Genomic DNA, 11,654 nt, shown 5'->3' on the forward strand with positions numbered 1-11,654 from the left:
ACTGCGCTCAAATAACTCAAAATAACGTTTTAGTTGAACATAATAAAATCCTAGTTGCTTATAATACTAAAAAGGTCTCCAGTTACTCTGCATTCGTATTTTCTCTTCGCGAAGTGCCAGAGCAAAATCAGTTACTGGTTCAGCACCAAATCGACACTGATGCAAAAAATTAGAGTATGCTCTATCAATAGGATTGTGTAGAAGAGCAATTATTTTTACTTGTGGCACATATTTATAAATTTGGATAGGAGCTTTTTGAAGGTAAAGATACCACGGAGATGCTTCACCAATTGCTATCTCATTTGAAACCCCTTGAAACAGTGATTGATATGTCTTGATATCAGTAATAATAGTGTGATTTTCCTTTGCATCGTCTGGTCTTTGAAAAATTATTTTTTCTCCTTCTAATCCAAAGAATTTAGGCTCTTTAATTGGACTTGTATAAACCTGTGGATGAGCTTTCAAATATTCATAAAGTGAAGTTGTTCCAGACTTTGCTGCACCAATAATCAAAAAATTAGGTAGAGTCATAAAGCAATTTATTTTGATTTAGTACTAGTTTCATCTGTAAAAAATTAGATTTTGTTTTTTGTCTTTTCAAAGGTTTGGTTTACATTAATTAACTAAAGTGTGTGCAAAATTTGACTGATAATGTCTTGATATTGAATAGGATTAAAAATTCTTAGTGCTTTCTGACGAGTTTGCTCCCAGTTAATTCTGGGAGCAGTGTTATTTGCAATTGTATATATTGCATGAGCTATAGATTCAGGTGAAGGTTCACACGTCCAGAAATCTTCTGGTTCAAAAAATTCCTCTAAAGCTGAGGATTTCATTGTTAAGCTTGGTATACCCATCGATAAGGCATCAATTAGTTTATTAGGCACAGCATTGTATGCTTTTTTTGTATTACCAAAAATACCTAATGCTAAGTCACAATTATCAATTAAATACAAAGGTAAAGAATAATTTGAGAATTTCAAATCTTTTCTCAACACAACACAATCTTCAAGTTGATATGAATGAATTTTATTTTCATATACTTCAAACAAAGGACTATCGACACCAAATAATGTGCAAGTAAAATGCACTTTTTTTATTAAAATTTGAAGAGCTTGAAGAATATTATCTAATCCATGTAGAGGAATAAAGTTTCCCCACCAACAAATTTTTAACTGACCATCTTGCATGAATGCTCTTCTAGATTGCAATATATTATTACTAAAAATAGGAGCAATATAAACTTTATCTGGATTTACCTTAATATCTAATTGTTTTTCCCAGTGTTTAAGTTGGTATTTTGCTGGAGTAATAATATAGTCTGATTGTGTTAGAGCAAGCCTATCTATCTCGGCTATTCGTCTAGCTTGTGGGCTATTAGGTAAATATTTTTTCTTATCTTCTACAAAAGTGTCATACGATAATATGTACATTTCTACAATTAATTTCTTGTTAAAAAAATCGGCTACTCGAATTGTCCTTTCGATAAAGTGGTTATTTATAGGTAGGACATAGATTACATCGGCAAAGTAAGCCTTTAAATAAAACTCAGCAGTTAGTAAGAATTCAAGAATACGTTTCTTGATGGAAGGTAGTTGGTATGGTCTTGAATAAAACTTTGGAGAAATTAATGAAACACAGCAGCCAGAATCAAGTAAAAACTTAATCAGAGTTTGAGAACGATACGCTCCAATGACGTCGCCAATGAGTAAAATTCTGATTTTACTTGGTGCTAGCATAAAGCATTGATCAAAGCTCATATTAACCTGCTTTACTTCAGTTCTAGATTAAGTATTTAAAGTATAAACTTATACTACGTCTGCCAAACATTAAGATTTTGCATCTGGTTTAGAACATCAGATAAGTTTTTAGATAATTTAATTTTAGTGTTGGGTATAGTAGAGTCACAAACCTTTGGCTCAGGGTTAGAAGTCAGTTAGGACAATAATTCTGAGCTTTTATGATAGAAGTGATTGCCAAGAGAAATCAAGCTTGCTTCTGCTTTAGTTTAGCCTACAAAAGCTATGCAACACGGGCAGGAGATTTTGATAGGGTATAAGCGTTTTGTTGGGCGCGTAAATTATCACAAAATCTACCTGAAGGTAATTCTACATCGTTGTAAGTAAGCACTTGATCTTTGGGGATATCTCGCAGCAAGCGACATCCTTCGGCTAAGCCCATAGGTAGTAAGTTTTGCTGTAGAGTAATGTTGGAGTTTTCACATTGCCCATAAGTCATATAGTAACCAATGCCATCAAGTACGTCTCCAGCTTTTAAGTTAGTTTTGGCAGTTGCAACGACATCTACTAAAGGTCCGCTGAGTGGAGTCATGACGGCATCTTGAAATATAATAGCCCTCGCGACTGACAACGGCACTTCAAAGTGACACAAGTGATACGGCGTGTAGAAGCTATAAAGTGGACCTTCACCTAACTTATACAGGTTTAAATAGTGACATTGCTGAGGATCGTTATGAGTAGCAAACACAAATACACCAGGACTCGGTTTCGCACCAACAACATAATCTACAATTCCGCCCCATTCGAGTAGTTGCTCAACATTGTATATTTTGGTCATCTCATCAACATGACCATGGTAGTTGTAGCCCAGCATACCGCGCTTAGCTACTTTCATGCCTGTTGCATTAGCAACGATCGCTTGCTCAAAAGAAATTTTAGTACCATCAGCAAAACTCGTTACCATATGGTTTTTTTGCCCCCAGCGCTGAGCAAACGCTTCTTGGGTTGTCGGGTTGCGGTAAGGGTCTTGGAGTCCTTTGATGTTACCGCATAATAGTGGAGTGAGACCGATGCTTTTGACGAAGCGGTAGAGATTCATTTGGAAGCCAGGCTGATCGCCATCACATGCACTGAGAATAACTCCAGCACGATCGGCATACACTTTAAGAATTGGACCAATTGTGCCGTCAAGTTCTGCATTCATGAGAATAATTATGTTTGCGATGGGCGATCGCGGACATCACGATCTGCGCAGCAAACTCAATTGTGCCAGTTACTTCAATGAGTGCATCAATCCCTTCCGCTTGACACAGCAATAGTGCATCTTCAGTGACTGCATATTGTCCACCAGCGATCGCATCTTCTAACTTACTAACACATGAAACTACTTGGACATCCTCTACACCAGCCTCAGTATAAGCTTGTTGAGCGCCTTCTAGATGGCGATTAGCAATAGCGACTATCTCCATTCCAGGAACAAAGTTAACGATCTGATTGGTAATTCCTCGCCCCATAAAGCCAGCGCCAATCATACCAACTCTAATTGGATTATCAGCAGCAGCACGGGCTTGCAGCGCCCTATCGACAATCATCACGATTTAACTCCTATAAAAAAAGATTGAAATAAACACCAAGCCATATCTTTCTGGGAAATTTCACTAACAGGGAGAGGCCATGCAATACTAAAGGTTGGGTCGTCATAGCGCAGACCACGCTCATGGTTTGGAGCATAAAATCCACTAACTTGATACACTACCTCAGTGTTATCAACGAGAGTTTGATAGCCGTGGGCACACATTGCTGGTACATATAAAGCCCGACGATTTTCAGCGGTTAGTTCTACGCCAATATGTTCTAAAAAAGTTGGAGAATCAGGACGCATATCGATAATGACGTCATAGATCGCACCCTGAGTACAGCGAATCAACTTTACTTCGCGGGCTGGAGCAATTTGATAATGCATTCCCCGCACTGTTCCCTTTTTATAGTTGAAAGATAAATTGCCTTGTGCAACAACTGGTTTAAGACCATGTGCTGCAAATTCCCGCGCACAGAAGGTTCGTGCAAAAAAACCTCGATGGTCTTGTCGTTGTTCTATGTCAATAATGAATGCATCTTTGAGCTTCGTTTTGATGAATTTCATGTGTGTAAAATTTATATACTAACTCTGACTTTTAAATGAGATTGTTCAATAATTTGCCTAGCGTTAGCGAAGATGTCGCTGCGGGAGAAGGTGCATTGCAGACATGGATTGCGTGTTGACTTTTCACAATCAAGAAATCATCGCTGTCTTAGTAAACGAGTGAATCATTTCTGCAATAGCTTGATCTGCATACTTTGCTGCTAGTTTCCAAAGACCTGGGTAGGTGATAATTTCAGTAAAATCGCGTAGGTCAAAATCTGTTTTGATGTAACGCCCAACTATTTTCTTTTTCTAAAACTAGAATGCGTACACTTGGGTAGAGTTGACCTATACCAACAATACCTCCACCTATAATTGCGAAATCATACATTATTCCCTTTCCTTTGACATATTCTTCCCTAAATACAGATGACGTTTTGATTCTTTAGGTACTTGAGAATTAAACCTCAATAAACTCATAATCAAGACAGAAAGTATAAACGAACTGATAAAAGCAGTAGCAAAACCAACCAAGAACCCTGTTATAAACATTGAATTTGCCTGCTAAGTTTAAAAGAAATGAGATCGCTTTATTAAAACTAAATCTTAAGATAGTGGTACTTTACTACCAAACTTTCCAAGGAGCTTGACCATTTTTCCAGAGATTCTCTAAGTAGTTTTTATCTCGTAACGTGTCCATTGGTTGCCAAAAGCCAGTATGTTTAAAAGCAGATAGCTGTTGCATGTAAGCTAATTTTTCTAGTGGTTCTTTTTCCCAAACGGTAAAGTCATCTGCAATATAGTCAATAACTTCAGGTTCTAAGACAAAAAAACCACCATTTATCCAAGCACCATCCCCTCCAGGCTTTTCTTGAAAACTAATGAGTTCTTCAATATTGACACTGCTGACTCCATCTCCATAAGTGAAACAAAATGTTTGGTTGCCAATATGTTCTCTGACTCGAAGAAGTCGTCCACCAGTCATCGTTAGTTCACCCGTATCTACAAGCGTGCTTCGCCAAGGTTCAGCATAACCACAGTGAATATTCATTTGATTGAAACGTACATCGAGAGTAATATCAGACATATGCAAAAAGTAATTTGCAAAGTATTCCTTAATTACATAGCCTTTGTAGCCACAGCAAATAATGAAATCATTAATGTTATAGGTGGAATATATTTTCATAATGTGCCATAAAATAGGACGGCTCCCAATTTCTACCATGGGCTTTGGCTTAAGTGAAGTTTCTTCACTAATGCGAGTGCCAAGTCCGCCAGCAAGAATGACTGCTTTCATAAAACAAAAAGATTTAAATGAGTAGAGTTTTTTGTAAGTGGTATATTCAAAGTTTATAAATTTCAGTTCAAATAAAAAAAAATGTATCTCAGCCATTACAAAGTTACATGAAATTAATAGCTCGACATCAAAAATGAAGTTACAACGAGCAACCTGTCATGTATTTATAGAGTTAAGATATTTCTATTTACAGTTCAAGTTTATCTAGCTCTAAGTTAAGATTAACAAAAAAAATCTCCTCCTTGACTACGTAGAAGCTTTAAATTATTCTATGTTGTTAAATTCCAACAGAATAAAGATGAAAATGATGAGTAGATGTGAGCTGCCTAAAAATTGTTTTTCATTCAAAAGAAACTAAAACTGAGTTACCAATAATAGGTCAGTCAATATTCTTAGAACATCACTATTGCTACCAAATACTGTTTCTTACTTGAATTAGCATCCTCCTTTGTACATCTCGGTTAGTAGTACTCTTAACGATTCAAATCTAACCGGAAATCATTGCTCACATACTCTTTGAAAAACTGAAGCTTGTCGATACAGATAAGTTTAGGTTTTATTCAGTCCGAATAATCTTTTATGACAAAAGCAGAGTAAAACGACCTTAACTATGCCAAAACGTTTAACACTTGCACCACATCTCAACTTAGAAGAGTTGGAACGTCACTATCGCCAAGCTTCAAATGTTACTGAAAGCCGTCACTATCAAGTAATTTTGCTACTAGCAAAAGGCTGGAAAAGTGAAGCAGTTGCTGCTGTAACAGGATATACTCGTACCCGTATTTATGGAATTGTCAAAGCCTACAACGATCGCGGTGCTGAAGCCTTAAGCGATCGCCGCCAACAAAACTCTGGTGCACCTACACTAATTAGTGATTTTCAGCAAGCACAGCTTTGGCAAGTTCTTCAAAGCAAGTCTCCTGACGAAAAATTGTGGAATGGGCGTGAAGTAGCCGATTATCTCAGTGAGTTAACTGGAAAACGGATCAGCCGTCAACGGGGATGGGAAATCTTGCGTCGCATAAACTTTGCGCAGACATCGACGCAGCAAAAACAGTGGAAAAAAGCGAACAAGCACAACTGCACAGATCAAGAAAAGCTTATTTAGAGTTAGCGCTGCGATACTTCTTTTATTTTACTTACAAATTTACAAGCTTAATTACAAATAATTTACCGGACTTTATATGTCCTCGAAGCTAATTTCAATTTTTTTTACATAAGTATTATGATCTTGCAAGAATTAACTATCAATGGTGTTTCCACAGTCACTTAGTTTTCGTTCTGTATTAAATAACAGATTTTGTTTGAGAAAGTGTGATTCTATTAGTGCCCAACTCTGTTAAATCTCAATTCAAAAGTTATTAAGTTTTTATGCTTCTGTCTTGTGACAAGGTTGGGCTACCTCTATGCTCTTTTGTAGAAGGCGTAAATACTCCCACCCTCGTTGAACTGCAACAGGACGCTTGAGAAGTTTGCTCATCCATTCAGCTACCCTACGGCTATTCCATGCTTCTCCATCAGGCGCAGGTTTTTGCAAAGCTTGGGCTAGTTGAGCTTGTTGCCCTTTTGTGAGCAAAGTGGGTGCCCCAGGTTGGTTACGACGGCGGTTTCTGAGCACCTCTGGTCCATGTTGATTATACTGACGAGTAAGGCGACGAATTGAATTAGGAGTATAACCAACTACAGCGGCAATGTCTTTTGTCTGCTTACCTTGTGCTAGTAACCAGATAGTTTGATAACGCGTTAGTTCGACACCATCTCGCGCTTGACGATAGCATCTTTCTAGTTCTTCTAGGGTGAGGTGGGCTTTTACAGTTAAGCGTTTCGGCATAAAAGAAATTGCGTTCTTTGTCAGATGGCTGCACCAAAGTAATACTTCAATCTACAGTACTACTTCAAACCACATTGTGCTTGTGATCGTCAAAATTTGTCGATACGGATTTATTCAGGAGTAGCGGATGAGCTACATTCACGCGAATCTAGCTTTGCGATCGCCTATTGACACAAAAAATGTATTACTCACTGCATTTTTATTCTTGTACTAAACTTAAATTCAGCAACATTGGCTGAATAGGGTTAGCTTCAAGATTATGGCAGGTAAACTGACTACTCATGTTTTAGATACAGCCCACGGCTGTCCAGCTGCCAATGTAGGTGTTGAACTGTGGCTGGTGGATACTCAGTCTGGACAAAAAACACTGCTCAAAGCGATCGCAACTAACCATGATGGTCGCACCGACGTACCATTGTTATCTGATGAAGAACTCAAAGTCGGTACTTATGAGTTAGTTTTCGTAGTACACGATTATTTTGCAAAAATTTTAGATAATTTACCAAATCCGCCTTTTCTCAATCGTATTCCTATTCAATTTGGTATTGCTGACCTTGCAGCACATTATCACGTTCCCTTACTAGTTTCTCCTTGGTCATACAGTACTTATCGCGGTAGCTAATTTTTGAAAATCAATGCCAATGACGATAAAGTCTTAATAATTTTCAAGCGATCGCAATTCCAATGCTTCGCCGAGGTAGTCGCTTCTAAACAACGAATTGCTATATCAGTCTTGAAATTAATTTGTTAGTTGGTTTGCTAGTATCTCTAAGCACTACTTCTAGCAAGGATTTGCACAATTAGTTTTATGAAGCAACGCAAGTTTTGTTATTTTAAATACAAAAAAATAGGCAAACATAGTTATAACTTATGATCTGTACTGTTATAGCAGTATACAGAATACATTAAAACTTAAATCTGTTAAGTAACTTAATGATATGCATGCTCAGCAGAAAGTTCAGCACTGCTAAACATTGCTGACATTCAAATTACCATAATTTTGTAGATTTACAAAGTCAATAATTAGCTGAAAAATATTTTTTTTGTAACCCAAAAATGCTAACAAAGCTACTAACATGTAGCCAATTAACAAAAAAAATCTCAATTTTGTTTTGATACATTGATTAATTTAAAATGACAAAAGCTGAAGTTAGATCAGAAGAACGTGTTGACGTCAAACCTACGCACGGATTAATTTATGGTCTAAATGATAGACCTCCATTCGTTGAAGCTGCGTTAGCAGCAGCACAGCACGTATTAGCTATCTTTGTCGGTATCATTACGCCACCACTATTGATTAGTAGCGCGTTGCAATTAAATCCAGTCGATACTGCTTATATCGTTAGCATGTCGCTGTTTATTTCAGGAGTTGCAACATTTATTCAGGCAAAAAAAATTGGACCTATTGGTTCAGGTTTACTAAGTATTCAAGGCACAAGTTTCTCGTTTTTAGGGCCAATTATTGCTGCAGGAACAGCAGTCATTGAAGCTGGCGGTACGCCTGAGAATGCACTGAGTTTGATTTTTGGTTTATGTTTCTTCGGTTCATTTATTGAAATTTTCTTGAGTCGCTTCCTGCATTTGGTAAAAAAAATTATTACTCCATTGGTTACTGGTACGATTGTCAGCATCATTGGTCTGACGCTAATCAAAACAGCCATAATTAGTATTGGAGGAGGGGTAGTAGCGCAGCAGAATAATACATTTGGTAGCCCTCAAAATTTGGGAGTTGCAGTGCTGGTACTTTTCACAATTATTGTGCTCAATATCAGCAAAAATCCGATGTTACGCATGAGTTCTGTTGTAGTGGGACTTATCGTAGGTTACGTTGTTGCTAGTTTCTTGGGAATGGTTAACTTCAGTGGTTTGCAAGGACTACCTGTGATTGCAGCGCCCATTCCCTTTCGATACGGGCTAAGTTTTAACTTTGCCGCATTTATTCCATTCATTCTGCTTTATCTCATTACAACAATTGAATCGATTGGCGATTTAACTGCGACATCGGCGGTATCAGGTGAGCCAATTAAAGGCAGCCTCTATATGCGTAGAATCAAGGGTGGAGTACTAGGAGATGGAGTCAATTCCCTAATTGCTGCGGTATTTAATACATTTCCAAATACAACATTCAGTCAAAATAATGGTGTCATTCAAATTACAGGAGTCGGTAGCCGCTACATCGGTTATTTTATCGCTGCTATTCTAGCCTTACTAGGGTTGTTTCCATTGGTTGGCGGTATCTTTCGCAGCTTACCTCAACCTGTCCTAGGTGGCGCTACTATCATTATGTTTGGCTCAATTGTGGTTGCAGGTATTAATATTCTTTCGTCGGTTCAGCTTGATCGCCGTGCGTTAATCGTCGTGGGAACATCTTTAGCAATTGGCTTAGGCGTGACGTATGTGCCTGAAATTCTTGATAATATGCCAACGCTAGTTAAGAGTATCTTTTCTTCGGGAATTTCAGCAGGTGGACTTACAGCGATCGTATTGAATTGGGTGCTTCCCCAAGAAGTGAACGAAAGTAGTGCAGAAGAAATGAGTTCTGAAGACTTAGCTTCAGAAGCTTAGAACTTCATAAAGAGGATACCCGACGCGATCGCACCCGAATTCAATCATATAGAGACTACAAGAACTCATTGTCAGCGGAGGCAAACACAATGTATAACCTCAAGGTTGTCGTTATTGGTGCAGGAATCGGTGGTTTAACGACAGGAATTGCACTACGTCAAGCAGGATTCGAGGTAGAAGTTTACGATCGCGTTAGGGAATTGCGTCCTGCAGGTGCAGGAATCTCGCTTTGGTCAAACGGAGTCAAAGTCCTTAATCGTCTTGGTTTGGGTGAGAAAATGGCTCAAATCGGCGGACAAATGGATCGCATGCAGTACCTAACTAAAACAGGAGAATTGCTCAACGATATCGATTTACAACCCTTAGTTGAAGAAGTCGGACAGCGTCCTTATCCTGTTGCGCGGACAGACTTGCAACAAATGCTGTTAGATGCCTATCCAGGTGAAGTGAAGCTTAATCACAAGTGCATTGGAGTAGAAGAAGATGCGCAAGGTGTCACCGCCATCTTTGAAAATGGACATCGTGCTACTGGCGATCTGCTTGTTGCTGCAGATGGCATTCATTCAATGTTGCGGCAGTATGTCTTGGGAGAAGAAATTCAACCCAAGTATGGCACTTACGTTAACTGGAACGGTTTGGTACCTGCTAGCGAAGATTTAGCACCTAAGAATAGTTGGGCGATTTATGTAGGAGATCACAAGCGCGTGTCGATGATGCCTGTAGCACGCGATCGCTTTTATTTCTTTTTTGATGTACCTCTACCAAAAGGCACGCCCGTCAACCCAGACTACAATAGTGACCTAGCAGAACACTTTCAGGGATGGGCAAAACCTGTTCAGTTACTCATCGAGCGATTAGATCCAGCAAAAACAAACCGCGTTGAAATTCATGATGTTGGACCGATAAACGGTATGGTGCGCGGTAGAGTGGCTCTTCTAGGAGATTCTGCTCACGCAACCTGTCCTGATCTAGGGCAAGGTGGTTGTCAAGCAATGGAAGATGGACTTGTCTTAACGCAATATCTGCTCACAACTAATATGGGTGTAGAATATGCCTTGCAGCGATACGAAGCAGAACGCAAGGAACGAACAAGCTCTGTTGTTCAAAAGGCGCGCAGACGAGCAGAAATGATTCACGGTGTCGATCCTGATATTACTCACAAATGGTATCAACAACTCGCGCATGAAGACCCAACAGATGTCACCAGTGCAATTTCTAAGGTGATATTGGCAGGACCATTACATTAAATTGCCTTGTTCCCTATGGTCGAGTCAACCAAAATAATTTTTGCTCGAACGCACAAAATCCAACATAGAATTACTTCAGTAATAGACTACTTTGAGAACCATTGCTATTTTGTTGTGAGTTGAAATAGTAGAAAATCCCAAGACCTAGCAAGCTGACTATTGCAATAGCAAGCATGATGAGCTGCCAATCTAGACCTGACGTAGTAGGTGGAACAGATATCGGATCGCTACTCTCCACAGGTTGAATGTAAGGTTGTGCCTCATTTTGTGGTCGATATTTCACTTGAGAGTAATTTTGGCTTGATGCATCGGATGTTGCTCCTTGCGGACTAGCAGCCATTTCCGTATTTAGTTGAGGTACATTTGGTGATATCAATATTTTTTCAGTAGCTTCTGCTCCTTCCAACATCATCTCAGCAAGTACTCCATAAGCATCTGCCCACGCCTGCTTGACCTCTGGTGTCCAGTCTGTGCCCAAGTAAGATTCAAAGGTTTTTAACAGCGCTGCACCTACCATAGGATAGTGTTGCTGTAGTGTGCCATAACCTACGTGCCTTTCACCCAAGTTTTTGAGCGTGATCTTTAAATATTCGGGGTTACGAAGATTTCCAATCACTAATATCAAAGACATAATTAATTTTTGGTGCTGCTGCTCCATATCAGTTTTGGCAAACAAATGCTGAAGTTGAGGATAGTCAGTCAGCAGATTATTATAAAAGCTAGCAGCAAACTCATTAGCATGAGGTTTAACACGTTCAAAACTTTGTTCTAAAACTTCAACCTGAAGAGACATAGTTTATCACCAAACTTTATTTTTGTTAAAAAAATGGAATTATTTCAGCAAAAAGATTCTGTC

10 protein-coding genes and 2 pseudogenes are annotated in these 11,654 nt (G+C 38.8%); 4 read left to right on the top strand and 8 right to left on the bottom strand.

The window, feature by feature from the left end; translation table 11 throughout:
* Positions 1-66 precede the first annotated feature (66 nt).
* The 6 genes and pseudogenes from CSQ79_RS27600 to CSQ79_RS09155 all read right to left on the bottom strand — a co-directional run bounded on the left by CSQ79_RS27600 (position 67) and on the right by CSQ79_RS09155 (position 5,155).
* Positions 67-531: a sulfotransferase gene (locus tag CSQ79_RS27600; protein WP_289500957.1), complete on the bottom strand. Its 465-nt coding sequence runs from the start codon at positions 529-531 to the stop codon at positions 67-69.
* Positions 532-623: 92 nt separating this feature from the next.
* Positions 624-1,757: a glycosyltransferase family protein gene (locus CSQ79_RS09135; RefSeq protein ID WP_289500958.1), complete on the bottom strand. Its 1,134-nt coding sequence runs from the start codon at positions 1,755-1,757 to the stop codon at positions 624-626.
* A gap of 262 nt (positions 1,758-2,019) precedes the next feature.
* A pseudogene (locus CSQ79_RS09140) lies at positions 2,020-3,331 on the bottom strand (NAD(P)H-dependent oxidoreductase).
* Positions 3,328-3,879 (bottom strand): dTDP-4-dehydrorhamnose 3,5-epimerase, encoded by a 552-nt coding sequence (rfbC, locus tag CSQ79_RS09145; protein WP_099700881.1) that lies wholly within the window; start codon positions 3,877-3,879, stop codon positions 3,328-3,330. The pseudogene CSQ79_RS09140 and the gene rfbC overlap by 4 nt, the downstream one beginning before the upstream one ends.
* A gap of 31 nt (positions 3,880-3,910) precedes the next feature.
* Positions 3,911-4,149 (bottom strand): annotated as a pseudogene (locus CSQ79_RS28850) (L-2-hydroxyglutarate oxidase); the annotation flags it as partial.
* A 334-nt stretch (positions 4,150-4,483) separates the two neighbouring features.
* Positions 4,484-5,155 carry a sugar phosphate nucleotidyltransferase gene (locus CSQ79_RS09155; protein WP_099700882.1) on the bottom strand — a complete coding sequence of 224 codons (672 nt, stop codon included), beginning with the start codon at positions 5,153-5,155 and terminating at the stop codon, positions 4,484-4,486.
* 610 nt (positions 5,156-5,765) lie between these two features.
* Between CSQ79_RS09155 and CSQ79_RS09160 the strand changes: the two genes are divergently transcribed.
* Positions 5,766-6,263: a helix-turn-helix domain-containing protein gene (locus tag CSQ79_RS09160; RefSeq protein ID WP_099700883.1), complete on the top strand. Its 498-nt coding sequence runs from the start codon at positions 5,766-5,768 to the stop codon at positions 6,261-6,263.
* 261 nt (positions 6,264-6,524) lie between these two features.
* On the opposite strand, the gene CSQ79_RS09165 is transcribed toward CSQ79_RS09160, so the two are convergent.
* Positions 6,525-6,986 (bottom strand): helix-turn-helix domain-containing protein, encoded by a 462-nt coding sequence (locus CSQ79_RS09165; RefSeq protein ID WP_099700884.1) that lies wholly within the window; start codon positions 6,984-6,986, stop codon positions 6,525-6,527.
* 259 nt (positions 6,987-7,245) lie between these two features.
* Between CSQ79_RS09165 and uraH the strand changes: the two genes are divergently transcribed.
* The 3 genes from uraH (at position 7,246) to hpxO (ending at position 10,798) form a co-directional block, all read left to right on the top strand.
* The gene (uraH, locus tag CSQ79_RS09170; RefSeq protein WP_099700885.1) at positions 7,246-7,608 is read left to right on the top strand and encodes a hydroxyisourate hydrolase; all 363 of its coding nucleotides are present in this window, start codon (positions 7,246-7,248) and stop codon (positions 7,606-7,608) included.
* A 512-nt stretch (positions 7,609-8,120) separates the two neighbouring features.
* Positions 8,121-9,551: a uracil-xanthine permease family protein gene (locus tag CSQ79_RS09175; RefSeq protein ID WP_099700886.1), complete on the top strand. Its 1,431-nt coding sequence runs from the start codon at positions 8,121-8,123 to the stop codon at positions 9,549-9,551.
* 89 nt (positions 9,552-9,640) lie between these two features.
* A complete protein-coding gene (gene hpxO / locus CSQ79_RS09180; protein WP_099700887.1) occupies positions 9,641-10,798 on the top strand; it encodes an FAD-dependent urate hydroxylase HpxO in 1,158 nt (385 codons plus the stop codon).
* A gap of 70 nt (positions 10,799-10,868) precedes the next feature.
* On the opposite strand, the gene CSQ79_RS09185 is transcribed toward hpxO, so the two are convergent.
* Complete coding sequence (locus tag CSQ79_RS09185) at positions 10,869-11,591, bottom strand: globin family protein (RefSeq protein WP_099700888.1); 723 nt, start codon at positions 11,589-11,591, stop codon at positions 10,869-10,871.
* Positions 11,592-11,654 lie beyond the last annotated feature (63 nt).

This window comes from Gloeocapsopsis sp. IPPAS B-1203 (assembly GCF_002749975.1).
In the GTDB taxonomy this organism is placed as follows: Bacteria; Cyanobacteriota; Cyanobacteriia; order Cyanobacteriales; family Chroococcidiopsidaceae; genus Gloeocapsopsis.